Here is a 13,561-nt window from a genome sequence, read left to right as displayed (position 1 = left end):
CGTCGAATCGGCTAGTAGCCGAACGTCATCCAAACGCGGTGCACGGTCGCAGTCTCGATCTCGTCAGCGAAGGCGATTGCAAAAATCGTCGATACCGATTGCCGAGTGGGCGCTCTCATCGGACACTGAGGCGGATCGACACGTCCGGTACTTTCCGCGACGGGAAACACGATTATGAGGGCCGAAATCAGGATGACACCGGTGCCGTTGTCGCGGTAGTAGGCGGCGGCCTTTTCGGTGAGTTGGCGCATCAGATCAACAGCGCCGCCGATTTTGTAACCGCGGAAGGCGAACATCTTGGTGTGAGCGGATGGCTACAGGAAGTTCAGCCGATGGTCGACCAGTTCGCCGAGGTGACCGGAGACCGGGAATGGATTCATGCTGATTCCGTCGAAGCCGCTAACGATCCGTCCGGTGCCCCATTGCCCACGGGTTCCTACTCTTGGCGCTGGTGCCGACGATGCAAATTGCTCACTACCGAGAGTTGAACCTCACCATGGCTGTCAGCGATAAAGCGTCCCTCGGACCGCAGGACCGCGTATGCCCTCGCGCGATGCGGACTCTTATGGTTCGCTGCGAGCGCAGCAACCGCACGGTCGCGGATATCGGATGGCGCCCCCGAAAGGAGTCTGAGTGCCAGAGTCGATCGCCGATTCTCGGCGTCGCCTGCTGTACGAAGCAGCGGTGGTCGCCAGCGCCGTCTTTGTCGTCGGCGTGGCGTACGGCGCGATGTCGGTGAACGCCGGCCTGCCGACCTGGTTTGCTCCCGTGGTCGGATTTTTCGTTCTCGCTGCTTCCTCGGAAATGTTGTTCGTAGGCCTGCTCGCCGGCGGCGCGAATTCATGGATCGCTGCTGCCGCAGCCCTGGCCGTGAATTCTCGTCACCTGCCCTACGGCCTCGCCGCGACCGATGTACTCGGCACCGGCTGGAAGCGGTACGCGCGAATTCATCTAGTGAATGACGAAACCGTAGCGTTCGCCGCCGCCCAGCAGACCCCTGCCGCGCGTCGCCTTGCTTACACTTGGTCCGGGCTCGGTATTCTGATCACTTGGCCCGTAGGCGCCCTGCTCGGATCCGCCATCGGCCGCATGTTCGACGTCGCAATCATCGGTCTCGATGCCATGTTCCCCGCTGTGATACTTGCCTTGATCATGTCGGGGATACGCGATCCTCGTACTCGCTACGGCTGTCTTGCAGCCGCGGTGATCGCGGTCGGTGCCGCCCTCGTCCTTCCCGAAGGCATCGCCCCGGTGCTGGCTGTTCTAGCCCTCCCTCTGATGCGCCCCCGACCCATCGATCCCGCCGTCGACGCGGAGCGAGCCGAGGCCGAGGATGCGTGATCTGTGGGTAATCTGCGCTGCAGCTGCTTTTCTCGCCGCGGGAACGTATGTCCTGCGCTGGGTGGGGCCCGCGCTGCCTGCCAGCTTGACCGAATCACCACGTGCCAAACAACTCATCGATGATTCGGCGATCCTTCTGCTGACAGGTGTCATGGCGACGACCGCACTGTTGCAAGACCAAGGGTTTGCCGGCTGGGCTCGGGTGCTTGGGGTAGGGGCTGCCGGGGTGCTGGCCTGGTTTCGGGCTCCGATGCTGGTGGTGATCATTGCCGCCGCTGTGGTGACTGCGTTGGCGCGCGCGACGTTCGGTCTTGTGTAACCGCTGTCGGCGGGCTCCATTCGGCATCGTCGTGGACACGTCCATCGCGATCAGTGAGGTGGTCGCGCCTGAGCGTCGACTTTCCCCGGTCTATCGCAACGCATCGAGCCGTGTCCGAGGTGGCCTGCTGCGCGGGGGCGTACTGCACCTTCTCCGGCGGCCTCTCCACCTTGACGACCGGCGTATCGGGCCTCGGGGCGAAGGTGACACCGAGCGTGCGGGCCACCAGATCGGCACCCGGGTGTTGTCCTTCTCCGACCCGGCGAAGGACTTGTCGTCCCGGGGACGTGTCAGCTGTTTCCTTCGAGTTCGTCCGCGATGAGCGACGTCCACGTCATGACTTCGTCGGTGTCGGAAGTCGGAAAATACTTGTGGTCGCGCGCGGCGAGAGCCGCCAGGAGTTCGGGCACTTCCACCTCGCCGCGGATGGCGCTGTTCTCCTCCACGGGCGCGGAGAACAACCACACCTGCTGCTGAATCAAGGCGTCCGCGTAACGGCGGCACAGATCTCCGGTGGCAGCGGGCCATTTCCCGCTCTCGGCTTCGCTGCCGATGATGATCGCCTCGAACTCCGCCACGCGGTCGAGATCGCTGCTCCCGCCCAACGTGACCTCGATATCGCGTGTACCGAGCGACTCGGCGATCACTTGCGCGACCTGGTGAGTCACTCCTCGGTTGCTCCCGGCTACGACGAGTACGGTCATGTTCCAGGGGTTTCCCCGCACGCGATCCGGGGAAACATGGATGCACCAGCCGGCGCCGCCGGCGCTGCGCGCTGCCCGGGACCGGTCACGATCTCGGTGAAGGGGACTAGGGCCGCTACCAGTGAGCTTGACCGCGCATGCGCGGCCGAGTTGGGATCAGGATCCATGTCGTCGGGGGACGGGGAGCTCGATGCTGAAAAGGTTCATCACCGCGCTCGGTGTGGTCGCGATGTCGATAGTAGGAATTCCGTCGCTCTCGCACGCCCAGCCGGCGCCTGTCGCGGCGATCGAGCGCACGGCGACGGTCATCACCGAACAGCGGACGGACGTCGAAGTGTTCTCGCCCGCGATGCAGCGCGTGGTCCGCGTGCAGGTGCTCCATCCCGCCGGGGACGGCCCTCGACCGACGTTGTACCTGCTCGACGGGGTCAGCGCGGGCGAGGAGTCCGAGTTCAGGGAGAGCACGTGGACTCAGCGCACCGACATCGAGGAGTTCGTCGCCGACAAGAACGTCAACGTCGTGCTCCCGATCGGCGGCACGGCTAGTTATTACACGGATTGGCGGAAGCCCGACCCGGTGCTCGGCGTCAACAAGTGGGAGACGTTTCTGACGCAGGAACTGCCGCAGCTCATCGATGCACGGTTCCACGGCAACGGGGTCAACGCGGTCGCCGGATTGTCGATGGGGGCGACCGGGGCGATGAGCCTGATCACGCGACACCCCGATCTGTATCGAGGCGTTGCGGCGCTGAGCGGATGTTTCGATACCTCGCGTGAGTCGTCCCGCGACTCGGTGCGCGGAACCGTCGCCTACAAGGGCGGGAACCCGGACAACATGTGGGGCCCTCCCGGTGACCCGGTCTGGGAGGAACACGATTCGTACCTGCTCGCCGAGCGGTTGCGTGGCAAGGAAATCTTCCTCAGTACGGGCAACGGTCTCGTAGGCCCCTACGACTTCGGTTCGGGTGAGGAAGTGTTGACCGGCGGTACGCCGCTCGAAGTCGGCACGTTGGCGTGCACGGTGACCTTCGACCGTCGCCTGCGGCAGCTCGATATTCCGGCGCAGGTCGTATACCGGCCGTGGGGTACCCACTCGTGGGCATACTGGCAGGACGACATCAAGACCGCGTGGCCGACGCTGAAAGCCGCTCTCCAACTGTAGGTTCGCGGCTCAGTGCATGTGGATGCGGTCTGTTGTGGGCGGGACGACGGGATCGTGGGCCGCGAAATAGGCGTTGAGAGCGTCGAGTTCCTCTCCGGCGCCGGTTCGGTGCCGGGCGTGGGTGAAGACGTCGAAGCCGTCACCACCTTCCGCGAGGAAGTCGTTGACCACCACGCGGTAGTGCTGTTCGGGATCGACCGGCTCCCCGTCGATCGTGAGGTCCCGGATTCGATCGCCCGGAGGAGCGATCCGGTCGAGCGTGTATCGAAAGTTGTGTGACGGCGCGAGAATCCATTCGAGGGCGTTGCCGTTCGCCGTCTTCTGGAATTGTTGCTCGAGAAGTTCGTCGAGTTGGGAGCCGGAGAGTTCGAGCACTTGGAGGCGATTGCCGAAAGGCTGTGCTGCATACGTTTGCCCGTACGTGACGACTCCGTTTTCTCCGCAGATGAGGTCGTTGCGAAGGCCGCCTGGATTCGTCAGTGCCACTTGCGCTCCCACTGATCGGGCTGCTGCGAGCTGGGCATCGGCAACGAGGTTGCCGAGGGCGGATTCGCCGCTGGGACCCGCTTCTCGGGTGATGTCCGCCGAGGCGGAACCCACGCGGCGACCGGCGACCGCGTCGGACATTTCGCTTGCGCGTTCGACGAACTGCTGGGTCTGTGGGTCGGGTTCGATGTCGTGGGTGATGACCTGGGTGAAAGCCAGCGTGTGATCCCGCAGTACGTCGCGGGTTTCGCGGTCGATCATGAGGTCTGCGACGGAGATGATGCGCCCGTGCGAGGCGCCCTGCACGACGGTCCGTGGCCGGCCGAGCGGATCGGGATATGTGCAGTTGAAGTGCTTGTCACCATCCGAGGTGACGATCAGATCGACTTTCGGGGACACAGCGGTGGCGACGACGTTCGCCGGCCCGTCGACGGGATTGCAGGGGTCGTTCTGCCCACCGGCGCCGATATCGCCCTTGTAGAGCAGCACGACGGCGCGGACCCCCAGCGAATCGAGTAGGTCGGCAGTTCGGTCCACCGCTTCGATCTCGTCGCCGAATCGAAGGCCCGCGATGGAGTCGGACCGGATGAAGTCCGGCGTGTTGCTGGGAAGCACGCCGATGGTGCCGACCGGGATTCCGTCGACATAGCTGATGCTGAACGGCAGCGCGGCAGGCGTCCCGTCGTCGGTCGTGAGATTCGCGGCGAGCAAGGGGAAGCGGGCACCCTCGAACGTCTCGCCGTAACGGCACCCGTCGTCGGGGTGACAGCCTCCGTCACGCAGACGGGTCAGCTCAGCGTATCCCTGGTCGAGTTCGTGATTGCCCAGTGCGGCGGCCGTGACGTCGAGATCGTTCAGCAACTCGATGGTGGGCTCGTCGTGGAACATCGCCGATTCGAGCGGGGACGACCCCCACGTGTCGCCTACGGCGTACAGCATCGAATGGTCTGCTTGTGCCCGTAGCTGACGCACGTAGGCCGCGAGATGCGCCACCCCACCTGCGGCGACGGAGGTTCCGTCGGACCTGACGACCTCACTGCGCGGTCCCTGCGGCGGCAGAAGGTTGCCGTGGAGATCGCCGAAGGCGATCAGGCGCACCGGCACCACGTTCGGGGGTTCCGCAGCAGCGGGTGCGACACCGGTACCTGCACACACGACTGCCGCGAGTGCGCAGGCGGACAGGGCACGGCGTGCCATGCCTCCATCCATGCAGCGCCTCCGAGTCGGGTCCGTATCAACCGCCCGAGTGTGTCAGCGCAGGGTCACGTCACCGATACCTAGGGATAACGGTTGGGTCTCGTCACAGGTCAGGCGAGCCCTGCGAGTGCCCGCCCCGGTCCTGTCGCGAAGGCGAGGAACCGATCGTTCTCGTGCGGGTCGCCGATCGTCACGCGCGTGCCGTCACCGGTGAAGTTCCGCAGGATCACGCCTGCCTCTGCCGCCGCCTCGGCGAAGGCCGCAGACCGGTCGCCGAGAGGCAGCCAGAGGAAGTTCGCACCGCTCTCGGGCACGTCGTAGCCGGCGTCGAGCAGCGCATCGCGCACGCGGTGACGCTCGGCGACGACATGTTCGGTGCGCGCGAGCAGTTCGTCGGCGGCCTCGAGCGACGCGATGGCAGCCTTCTGCGCGATCGTGTTGACCGAGAACGGGGTGTGCACCTTGCTCATGGCCGCGGTGAGTTCGGGGCCGGCGACCGCGTACCCGACCCGAAGGCCCGCAAGTCCGTACGCCTTGGAGAACGTCCGCAGTACAACCACGTTGTGGCGGTTCTTCGCCAGGTCGAGACCGTCTGCGAAGTCGTCGTCCGAGGCGGGCCGCACATACTCGAAGTACGCCTCGTCGAGTGCGACGACGACGTCGGACGGGACTTCGTCGAGGAACTGCTCGAGTTCCTTCTTCCCGAGGAGCGAGCCGGTCGGATTGTTGGGATTGCAGATGAAGATCAGGCGGGTCCGGTCGGTGATGGCCGCGAGCATCGCTTTCAGCTCGTGGCCGTGCTCCGGGGTGTTCGCCACGGGGACCGCGGTTGCGGCCGCGACCGCCACGACCACCGGGTACGCCTCGAACGATCGCCACGGGAAGATCACCTCGTCGCCGGGCTCGCAGGTGACCTGCACGAGTTCCTGGCACAGGCTCACCGATCCGCAGCCGACCGCGATGTTCTCGACGGGGACCTGCAGCCGCTCCGACAGCGCTGCGAGCAACGCCGTGGCGCCGTTGTCCGGATACCGGTTCACATCGGCGGCGGCTTCGAGAATGGCCTCGCGCACGGAGGGCAACGGGCCGGCGGTCGTCTCGTTGCTGGCGAGCTTCACAGCGCCGGGAAACGTCCGTCCGGGAACGTAGGCCGGGATCGAGGCGAGGTCGGGTCGGGTCCGAGGGGTCACCAGCCGATTATGCTCCCGACGATTCCGTGCGGGTACCCGGTGGGCGTGTCATCGTGGACACCATGCCGGAAACCAGCAATGATGCTGCGCCACGGATCGGTGGTACGGGGGACGTACCGCTGACAGTGGTTCGTCCGGATTCGGGGCCGCGCGGGAGCATCGTGGTGTTGCACCGCTCCCACGGACTCCCGCGGGCCCTCCGCGACTTCATCGAGACGCTCGCCGACGATCGGTGGCTCGTCGTCGCGCCCGAGCCGACACAGGATGCTCGTGGTGCGGAGAACGCCGAGCAGTTCGGGGACGAGTTCTACGCGAACGTGGACGCGACCTTCCGGTGGATCGCCGGGCAAGGGATCAGCCCCGACATGATCGGGGTGCTCGGGTTCGACGATGCGGGCACCGCCGCGCTCTATGTCGCCGCGGAGCGGGCCGTCGGTGCCGTCGTGAGCGTGGCCTCGCCCGGCATCGTCCAGGCCACGCAGCACGGTGCGCGATCGCTCGTCGACATCGTCGGGTCGCTCCGGGCGCCGTGGCTCGGCCTGTACGGCGACGACGACCCGAAGACTCCGCCCTCGGAGGTCGCAGCCTTGCGTGAGGCTGCGGGCCGGTCGGATGCACCGGCGCTTGTGGTCAGTTACGAAGGGCTCGCCCACCGGCCGGATGAGCCGCCGGTCGTGCACGACTCCCTCGATCCCGAGACCGATCACGCGGAAGCGGCGATCGTCGACGCGCGACGCCGCATCTACGATTGGTTCGACGCTCACCTGCGTTGACCAGCCGTTTTGCGTTTCGGTGCGGTGCATGTGTAATCTTTCGTCCCGGCGGTTCGAGAGCTTCGAATCCCCGAGGAGGCGTGCCAGAGCGGCCGAATGGGACTCACTGCTAATGAGTTGTCCCCCTTACCGGGGACCGGAGGTTCAAATCCTCTCGCCTCCGCCAGTTGGTGTACCGTCACTGACGACAATTGAATACCTTGCGCCCGTAGCTCAACGGATAGAGCATCTGACTACGGATCAGAAGGTTAGGGGTTCGAATCCCTTCGGGCGCACGCAGAAGAACACCCCGCCGGCATTGCCGGCGGGGTGTTCTCGCATTGCGGGCCGTGTCACACCAGCTTCGCGATGATCTCCTCCGCGAATCGCTCGATGGGCTCGCGGTAGCGCTCCGCGGTCCCGAGGAGGTGATCGTGGTCGCCGGAATGGGTGGCTTCCCAGTTGGCCCACGGCGAGCACATCACCCCCGTGATCCCGATCTTCTCGGCCCGCTTGTACAGCTCGGTGGACGGCTGGTCGCGCAGACCGAGGATGATGTCGAACGGTTCGTTCTCACGTCCGAATTCGCGCCGGTAACCGTTGATCCGCTCGATCCACTTCTCGGCGTCGTCGATGGTGTACGCCGTGCCGACCCAGCCGTCGCAGTAGCGGGCGGCTCGCTTGAGTGCGGCTGTCGATTCTCCACCGCACAGGATCGGTACGGGTGCGGGCGGGTGCGGCTCGATCGTCATCTCGGGGATGTCGTAGTACTCGCCCTTGAAGGACACCCACCCGCCCTTCCACAGCGCGCGCAGCGCCTCGATCATCTCGTTGAGGCGCGGCCCGCGGTTGTCGAAGTCCTGGCCCAGCAACTCGAATTCCTCGCGCATCCAACCGGCGGAGAGGCCGATGGACACGCGGCCGTGTGAGATAGCCGCTGCGGTGCCCACCTGTTTCACGACCTCGAGAAGGGGGCGCGACGGCGCGATGTAGACGTTGTTGCCGAAGTGCAGGTTCTCGGTGACGGCTGCCATGGCTCCGATGAGCACCCACGCGTCGGGCCAGTCCGTCTCCGGGTGCCAGAACATCTTTCCGCTCTCGTGCCCCGGGTAGACGGTCTTCATCTCTTTCGGATAGATCAGGTGGTCCGAGACCAGCACGCCGTGGAACCCTGCCTGGTCGAGCATGGTCGCCACCGCCGGCATTTCGGTCGTCTTCATGAATGCGGTCCCGGTCCAGAACTTCAACGGACTACCTCCGTGCGCAGGCACTCTGCAAGAGTCATGATCATCCAATCGGAGAGTGCAATTATTCCATTGTCAGAAGACTGTTCTACCGGATGTTGTGACCGCAGTCACCACTGGTCACGTGCGGTGCGGCGCCGACAGGCCCGCGAGTGAATCCGGCATCTCACCCCTGGCGCACTGCCCGCCCGGAGCTCGTCGGGTTCGGTGGGGGAGCAAAACGACGCCGGTACCGGCCCAAAGGGTGTATTGACGAGGCTGTGTGAACGACAGTAGATTCCGGGACGGCACCGAGAAGTTAACGACGATTCGCACGATCAGCCGACGGCTGGCGGTCGCGCTCTGCGGGGGAGAAGACATGGAACTTGCGTGGTCCGACGCCGACGCGGCCTTCCGGGACGAGGTTCGTGCCTTTCTCGACGAGAAGCTCACTCCCGACCTGAGACGTGCCGGCAGGCTGGCCACCAGCGTGTACTCCGACCACGAGGCGAGCATGGAGTGGCAGCGCATCCTTCACGAGCGGGGATGGGCGGCGCCGGCCTGGCCGGTGGAGCACGGAGGATGCGACTGGACGCAGACGCAGCACTACATCTTCGGTCGCGAATCGATCCTCGCCGGTGCCCCGTCCTTGTCGCCGATGGGTATCCGGATGGTTGCGCATGCGATCGTCGCGTACGGCACGCAGGCACAGAAGGACTTCTTCCTGCCCGGAATTCTCACCGGTGACGTCTTCTTCTGCCAGGGGTACTCGGAACCCGAAGCCGGTTCCGACCTCGCCTCCCTGAGCATGGCGGCTGTGCACGACGGTGACGATCTCGTCGTGACCGGAAGCAAGATCTGGACCACACACGCGACGGAGGCGAACTGGATGTTCGCGCTCGTGCGCACCACCAGAACCGAACGAAAGCAGCAGGGCATCACCTTCCTGCTCATCGATATGACCTCCCCGGGCATCGAGATCCGGCCCCTGGTGATGACCTCCGGCGAAGAGGTCCAGAACCAGGTGTACTTCGACCGCGTGCGGGTCCCCAAGGAGAACGTCCTGGGCGAGATCGACCACGGCTGGTCCGTCGCGAAGTACTTGCTGGTGTTCGAGCGAGGTGGAGCAGCTGCTGCACCCGCACTCCAGGTCCTCGCCGAGCGCATCGCTGTCGCGGCAACGGGGCAACCCGGCCCCGCCGGTCGCGCGCTCGTCGACGATCCTGCATTCGCTGCCAGACTCGCGGATGCCCGTATTCGTACCGACGTACTGGAGATCCTCGAATACCGCACCCTCGCAGCGCTGTCCGCGGGCAAGGACCCGGGCCCGGCCTCATCCATGCTCAAGGTGCTCGGCACCGAACTCAGCCAGACGCTGACGCAGTTGGCTCTCGAGGCCGCCGGCCCACGGGGGCGCGTGTACCAACCGCACGTCACTGCGCCCGGCGGCCCGATCGCCGACTACGAACCGCCCGCCGACGGTTACGTCAGTGGCGACGACTGGCAAGCGGTAGCGCCGCTGCGCTATTTCAACGACCGCGCGGGCTCGATCTATGCCGGTAGCAACGAGATTCAGCGAAATATCCTCGCCAAAGCAGCATTGGGGCTCTGATGGACTTCGGTTTGAGCAAAGAGCAAGAGCTTCTCCGCGATTCGGTCACCGGGTTTCTTGCACACCGGTACGACCTGGCCCGGAGCCGCACGGCAGCGACCACCGGCGCGGGGTGGCAGCCCGACGTGTGGCGGGCCCTGGCCGAAGAACTTGGCATCCTCGGCGCCACTCTCCCGGAAGACGTCGGAGGAATGAACGGTGGCCCGGTGGAATTGATGGTCGTGGCCGAAGCTCTGGGGCACGCCCTTGTCGTCGAGCCCTATGTCGACACGGTTGTGCTCGGGGGCGGGATGCTCCATCGCGCCGGCGGGCCCCGGGCACACGCAGTACTCGAAGCGATTGCGTCGGGGGAGGCGGTCACCGCGTTCGCGGCAACGGAACCGACGAGCGGCTACGACTTCCACGACGTGACGACCACCGCGCGCAGGGACGGCGGCGAGTGGGTGATCGACGGTGCCAAGATCGTCGTCACCAGCGCGCCGCTGGCAACACATCTACTCGTGACCGCCCGCACATCCGGTGACCGCCGCGACACCGCCGGGGTCTCTCTCTTCCTCGTCGAGTTCGATCCCGCGAACCCTCGGGCCGGAGTGGAGATGCACTCGTATCGAACCATCGACGATCGCCGCGCCTCGGATCTCACCTTCTCCGGTCTGCGTGTCCCCGGGGACGCGCTGCTCGGTGACGAGGGCGGCGCGTGGCCGTCGGTGTCCCGGGGGATCGACGAAGCCACCACCGCGGTGGCGGCAGAAGCGGTCGGCCTCATGCGAAAGGTGCTCGCCGACACCGTCGAGTACACGAAACAACGCCGGCAGTTCGGTCACCCGATCGGCAGCTTCCAGGCATTGCAACACCGCATGGTCGACATGTACATGGAACTCGAGCAGGCGATATCGGCCGTGTACCTGGCCGTCATGCACCTCGAGGCGGACGATCTCGTCCGTGCGCGGTCCGTCTCGGCCACGAAGGCGACCATCAGCCGTGCCGCGCGCTTCATCGGGCAGAACGCCGTCCAGCTGCACGGGGGAATGGGCATGACCGAGGAACTCGCGGTCGGGCACTACTTCAAGCGGTTGACGGCGATCGAGTACGAGTTCGGCACCGCGGACCACCACATCGCGCGGTACGCGGAACTCACCAAGGCCTGACTCGGACGGTGTCGGCGCACGAGTTCAGAGCAGGAGCCACCACGTCGTCGCGACGAGCGCAGCGAAGGCGATGACGAGAACGAGGTCCGACTTGCCGGTCATCGAATCGTTGAACAGTGGCTGGGTGCCTCGCTGGGTCCGTGGTTTCTGCTCGACCATGACTCCAGTGAAGCGCGGTCGTGCCCGCGCGCGCATCCGAATTACTGCTCAATCTGTGCCGGAGTCGTCCAGAGGAGAACCGGCGGGTGATTCCGGCGGGGGTGTGAGCGCCTCCGCGACTCGCGTGGCGGCCGTGATCGGGTCTTCGTGCTCCCACACCCGGATCACCGTCCACCCCGCAGCGGCCAGGCGAGAATCCGTGTCGCGGTCACGCTTGACGTTGCCTGCGAGTTTGTCGGCCCACCACTCGGCGTTGTTCTTCGGATCGGTCGCGTGCAGTGGGCACCGATGCCAGAAGCAGCCGTCGACGTACACCGCGACACGTCGGCGAGGAAACACCAGGTCGGCTCGGCGTCGCACGCCGGGCAATGGCGCCCGGTCCACATAGAAGCGCAGACCGCGGCGATGCAGTTCGCGTCGCAACGCCACTTCCGGAGCGGTGTCCCGACGGCGTTGCCTGCTCATCCGTGCGCTGGTACGCGCGTCCGTCTGCGGTCGTGCGGGCCGGAGTTCGTCGGACGGAGGCATCGCGACCTCCTACGCGGCGGCCTGCGGGAAGCCGCCCATGCGGTCGAGGTGGTTCTCCACGTCGTCGAGAAATCCCGGGAGAAAGCGGAGGCTGCCCGACCGTGCCCGCCGGAGGAAGCCGGCGGTCGCGCGAGCCGACAGCAGACGCGAATCGTCGAGGAATCCGCCGAGGTCCTCGTAGGGGTCGTGGACGGGCCACTGCGATTCGTGCACGCGGAATGCTTTGCGGTGAGAACCCCATGCCGCGGTGGGCCACGGATCGCCGGGTTCGAGGGGAGTTTCGTGATCGGCGGTGTAGTCGATCTGATTGTTCACCCGATGTCCCACCCAGGTCGCCATCCGGACACTGACGGCGTTGCCGACGAGGCGCCAGCGGTGCCCGGTCCGGACACCCACCGCCTGCGTGGCAGGTGCGGTCCAGTCGGGGTCGAATCCTTGGAGTCGTTCGGCATCGGTCAGCCCCGGGGTCACGATCTCGCCGGACGGCAATCGCACTGCCGGTGGACTTGCGATACCGAGAGTCGAACCGCCCTTGAGGGTGGGCACGGCGTTGACCGCCCAACCCAAACCGCGCACACCTTCCGTCCAGTAGAAGCCGCACGGGAACAGGTCGGGGTTCCCGTCGACCGGCATGCCGGCATCCTGCCCGAACAGGACGGCGCGCGGATCGTCGGTGCGGGAGGCCACCATGAGCACTCGCTGCCGGCGCTGGGGGAGGCCGAAGGCGCGAGCGTCCACCACCCGGTAGGCCCACGTGTACCCGAGGTCTTCGAGCGCATCCGTGATGTGGCGCATCGCAGCACCGCGGCTGAGTTGGAGCATGAACGGAACATTCTCGATGACGAGCCAGCGCGGCCCGTTCTTGCGCCGGACGAGACGGAACACCTCGTCCACGAGGCTCGACTTCGTTCCGGTGATGCCGGCGGTACGGCCGGCCTGGGACAGGTCCTGGCAGGGAAAGCCCGCCGCAACCAGTTCGGTCCCCTGCGGCAAGGAACGCAGTTGGGTGACATCCGGATGGAGGGGAACGTCAGGGAAGCGGGCACGCAGCACCGCTTGTGCACCGGGGTCGACCTCACACAGGAGTTCGGTATTCCACCCGTTCTCCCCGAGCCCAAGCTCGAGGCCGCCGATTCCGGCGAACAGCCCCACCATGTTCCCCGACGACGTCACGGCACCCTTCCTCGCTCAACTCAAGCGAGAACGTTACTCGAGTAGTAGGGGCATCCGTGACCCGACGCAGGATCACGCCCCGGAGCTCGGCATCTTGCTGCTGTCTCCCGGAATCCGGGGGAGGTGCTGTACCTGTCTCCCTATAGATGGACACCTTCTCTACAGATCGCCCTCTCTATAGGGGGCCGCGGCGCGCCGCCGGCACACCGACCGGCGGGTTCTTCCCTGCAAATCGGCGTTGACCTGGCGATTTGGTGTTTGTGGGGGTGCTCGCGTAACTTAATCCAGGTCAGAGCGACACGGACACCGACCCGGACCTACAGGGACTGGGAAAACGAGGTTGGACGAGAGCGCCTGAATATCTGGTTCGAAATCTTCTGGTAAGGTTTCGTACTGCCCCTGGGTTCGGAAGCTGCACGGATTTGCGTCTGTGTGGTGCGGGATCTAGGCTGGAACAGTTGCCCCGGAACGAGCGAGTTGTGAAATTCGTGAGTGATGGTGTGTGCGTGTTCTTTGAGAACTCAACAGTGTGCCGATGAATGTCAGTGCCAATTATTTGGTGCGATC

14 protein-coding genes and 2 tRNA genes are annotated in these 13,561 nt (G+C 65.5%); 8 read left to right on the top strand and 8 right to left on the bottom strand.

Annotation, left to right across the window (positions count from 1 at the left end; all coding sequences use genetic code 11):
- Positions 1-11 precede the first annotated feature (11 nt).
- Positions 12-296: a hypothetical protein gene (locus tag ACLQ3J_RS10720; RefSeq protein WP_422424042.1), complete on the bottom strand. Its 285-nt coding sequence runs from the start codon at positions 294-296 to the stop codon at positions 12-14.
- 388 nt (positions 297-684) lie between these two features.
- On the opposite strand from ACLQ3J_RS10720, the gene ACLQ3J_RS10715 reads away from it, so the two are divergent.
- A complete protein-coding gene (locus ACLQ3J_RS10715; RefSeq protein ID WP_425903189.1) occupies positions 685-1,341 on the top strand; it encodes an AzlC family ABC transporter permease in 657 nt (218 codons plus the stop codon).
- A complete protein-coding gene (locus ACLQ3J_RS10710) occupies positions 1,334-1,660 on the top strand; it encodes an AzlD domain-containing protein (protein ID WP_422424040.1) in 327 nt (108 codons plus the stop codon). The genes ACLQ3J_RS10715 and ACLQ3J_RS10710 overlap by 8 nt, the downstream gene beginning before the upstream one ends.
- A gap of 290 nt (positions 1,661-1,950) precedes the next feature.
- Here ACLQ3J_RS10710 and ACLQ3J_RS10705 read toward each other — a convergent pair whose 3' ends face one another.
- Positions 1,951-2,364, bottom strand: a complete 414-nt coding sequence (locus ACLQ3J_RS10705) for a flavodoxin domain-containing protein (RefSeq protein ID WP_378528621.1) — start codon at positions 2,362-2,364, stop codon at positions 1,951-1,953.
- A gap of 190 nt (positions 2,365-2,554) precedes the next feature.
- Between ACLQ3J_RS10705 and ACLQ3J_RS10700 the strand changes: the two genes are divergently transcribed.
- Positions 2,555-3,526 (top strand): alpha/beta hydrolase, encoded by a 972-nt coding sequence (locus ACLQ3J_RS10700; RefSeq protein WP_425903187.1) that lies wholly within the window; start codon positions 2,555-2,557, stop codon positions 3,524-3,526.
- Between the two features lie 9 nt (positions 3,527-3,535).
- Here the strand turns inward: ACLQ3J_RS10700 and ACLQ3J_RS10695 are convergent, their stop codons facing one another.
- Both ACLQ3J_RS10695 and hisC read right to left on the bottom strand, forming a co-directional pair.
- Complete coding sequence (locus ACLQ3J_RS10695; protein ID WP_378528623.1) at positions 3,536-5,209, bottom strand: bifunctional metallophosphatase/5'-nucleotidase; 1,674 nt, start codon at positions 5,207-5,209, stop codon at positions 3,536-3,538.
- Between the two features lie 110 nt (positions 5,210-5,319).
- A complete protein-coding gene (hisC, locus tag ACLQ3J_RS10690) occupies positions 5,320-6,399 on the bottom strand; it encodes a histidinol-phosphate transaminase (RefSeq protein WP_296551684.1) in 1,080 nt (359 codons plus the stop codon).
- Positions 6,400-6,461: 62 nt separating this feature from the next.
- Between hisC and ACLQ3J_RS10685 the strand changes: the two genes are divergently transcribed.
- The 3 genes from ACLQ3J_RS10685 to ACLQ3J_RS10675 all read left to right on the top strand — a co-directional run bounded on the left by ACLQ3J_RS10685 (position 6,462) and on the right by ACLQ3J_RS10675 (position 7,447).
- Complete coding sequence (locus ACLQ3J_RS10685; protein WP_378528625.1) at positions 6,462-7,172, top strand: dienelactone hydrolase family protein; 711 nt, start codon at positions 6,462-6,464, stop codon at positions 7,170-7,172.
- A gap of 74 nt (positions 7,173-7,246) precedes the next feature.
- Positions 7,247-7,338 (top strand) — tRNA-Ser (locus ACLQ3J_RS10680).
- A gap of 36 nt (positions 7,339-7,374) precedes the next feature.
- Positions 7,375-7,447: transfer RNA gene (locus tag ACLQ3J_RS10675), tRNA-Arg, on the top strand.
- 57 nt (positions 7,448-7,504) lie between these two features.
- Here ACLQ3J_RS10675 and ACLQ3J_RS10670 read toward each other — a convergent pair.
- Positions 7,505-8,398, bottom strand: coding sequence for a TIGR03619 family F420-dependent LLM class oxidoreductase (locus tag ACLQ3J_RS10670; RefSeq protein ID WP_425903184.1), 894 nt, complete (start codon positions 8,396-8,398; stop codon positions 7,505-7,507).
- A 355-nt stretch (positions 8,399-8,753) separates the two neighbouring features.
- Here ACLQ3J_RS10670 and ACLQ3J_RS10665 point away from each other — a divergent pair, with 355 nt between their 5' ends.
- A complete protein-coding gene (locus tag ACLQ3J_RS10665) occupies positions 8,754-9,986 on the top strand; it encodes an acyl-CoA dehydrogenase family protein (RefSeq protein ID WP_425903183.1) in 1,233 nt (410 codons plus the stop codon).
- On the top strand, positions 9,986-11,134 hold the full coding sequence (locus ACLQ3J_RS10660; RefSeq protein ID WP_425903181.1) for an acyl-CoA dehydrogenase family protein: 1,149 nt from the start codon (positions 9,986-9,988) through the stop codon (positions 11,132-11,134). The genes ACLQ3J_RS10665 and ACLQ3J_RS10660 overlap by 1 nt, the downstream gene beginning before the upstream one ends.
- Before the next feature lie 24 nt (positions 11,135-11,158).
- On the opposite strand, the gene ACLQ3J_RS10655 is transcribed toward ACLQ3J_RS10660, so the two are convergent.
- The 3 genes from ACLQ3J_RS10655 to ACLQ3J_RS10645 are packed head-to-tail and all read right to left on the bottom strand — an operon-like array spanning position 11,159 to position 12,976.
- Positions 11,159-11,293, bottom strand: coding sequence for a hypothetical protein (locus ACLQ3J_RS10655; protein WP_425903179.1), 135 nt, complete (start codon positions 11,291-11,293; stop codon positions 11,159-11,161).
- Positions 11,294-11,341: 48 nt separating this feature from the next.
- Positions 11,342-11,821 carry a very short patch repair endonuclease gene (locus ACLQ3J_RS10650; protein WP_378528628.1) on the bottom strand — a complete coding sequence of 160 codons (480 nt, stop codon included), beginning with the start codon at positions 11,819-11,821 and terminating at the stop codon, positions 11,342-11,344.
- 9 nt (positions 11,822-11,830) lie between these two features.
- Entirely contained in the window at positions 11,831-12,976 is a 1,146-nt protein-coding gene (locus ACLQ3J_RS10645; RefSeq protein WP_169621050.1) for a DNA cytosine methyltransferase, read from the bottom strand.
- Positions 12,977-13,561 lie beyond the last annotated feature (585 nt).

Source organism: Rhodococcus sp. DT1, from assembly GCF_049844875.1.
Lineage (GTDB): Bacteria > Actinomycetota > Actinomycetes > Mycobacteriales > Mycobacteriaceae > Rhodococcus.
Note: the sequence above shows the minus strand (reverse complement) of the source record. Positions and strands in the feature narration are given on the sequence as shown.

What these genes read in the sequence shown, in the direction of transcription:
- ACLQ3J_RS10720 (WP_422424042.1), bottom strand. Translation starts at nt 296, where the DNA reads ATGTTCGCCTTCCGCGGTTACAAAATCGGCGGCGCTGTTGATCTGATG.
- ACLQ3J_RS10710 (WP_422424040.1), top strand. Translation starts at nt 1,334, where the DNA reads ATGCGTGATCTGTGGGTAATCTGCGCTGCAGCTGCTTTTCTCGCCGCG.
- ACLQ3J_RS10705 (WP_378528621.1), bottom strand. Translation starts at nt 2,364, where the DNA reads ATGACCGTACTCGTCGTAGCCGGGAGCAACCGAGGAGTGACTCACCAG.
- ACLQ3J_RS10700 (WP_425903187.1), top strand. Translation starts at nt 2,555, where the DNA reads ATGCTGAAAAGGTTCATCACCGCGCTCGGTGTGGTCGCGATGTCGATA.
- ACLQ3J_RS10695 (WP_378528623.1), bottom strand. Translation starts at nt 5,209, where the DNA reads ATGGCACGCCGTGCCCTGTCCGCCTGCGCACTCGCGGCAGTCGTGTGT.
- ACLQ3J_RS10685 (WP_378528625.1), top strand. Translation starts at nt 6,462, where the DNA reads ATGCCGGAAACCAGCAATGATGCTGCGCCACGGATCGGTGGTACGGGG.
- ACLQ3J_RS10665 (WP_425903183.1), top strand. Translation starts at nt 8,754, where the DNA reads ATGGAACTTGCGTGGTCCGACGCCGACGCGGCCTTCCGGGACGAGGTT.
- ACLQ3J_RS10660 (WP_425903181.1), top strand. Translation starts at nt 9,986, where the DNA reads ATGGACTTCGGTTTGAGCAAAGAGCAAGAGCTTCTCCGCGATTCGGTC.
- ACLQ3J_RS10655 (WP_425903179.1), bottom strand. Translation starts at nt 11,293, where the DNA reads ATGGTCGAGCAGAAACCACGGACCCAGCGAGGCACCCAGCCACTGTTC.
- ACLQ3J_RS10650 (WP_378528628.1), bottom strand. Translation starts at nt 11,821, where the DNA reads ATGCCTCCGTCCGACGAACTCCGGCCCGCACGACCGCAGACGGACGCG.
- ACLQ3J_RS10645 (WP_169621050.1), bottom strand. Translation starts at nt 12,976, where the DNA reads ATGGTGGGGCTGTTCGCCGGAATCGGCGGCCTCGAGCTTGGGCTCGGG.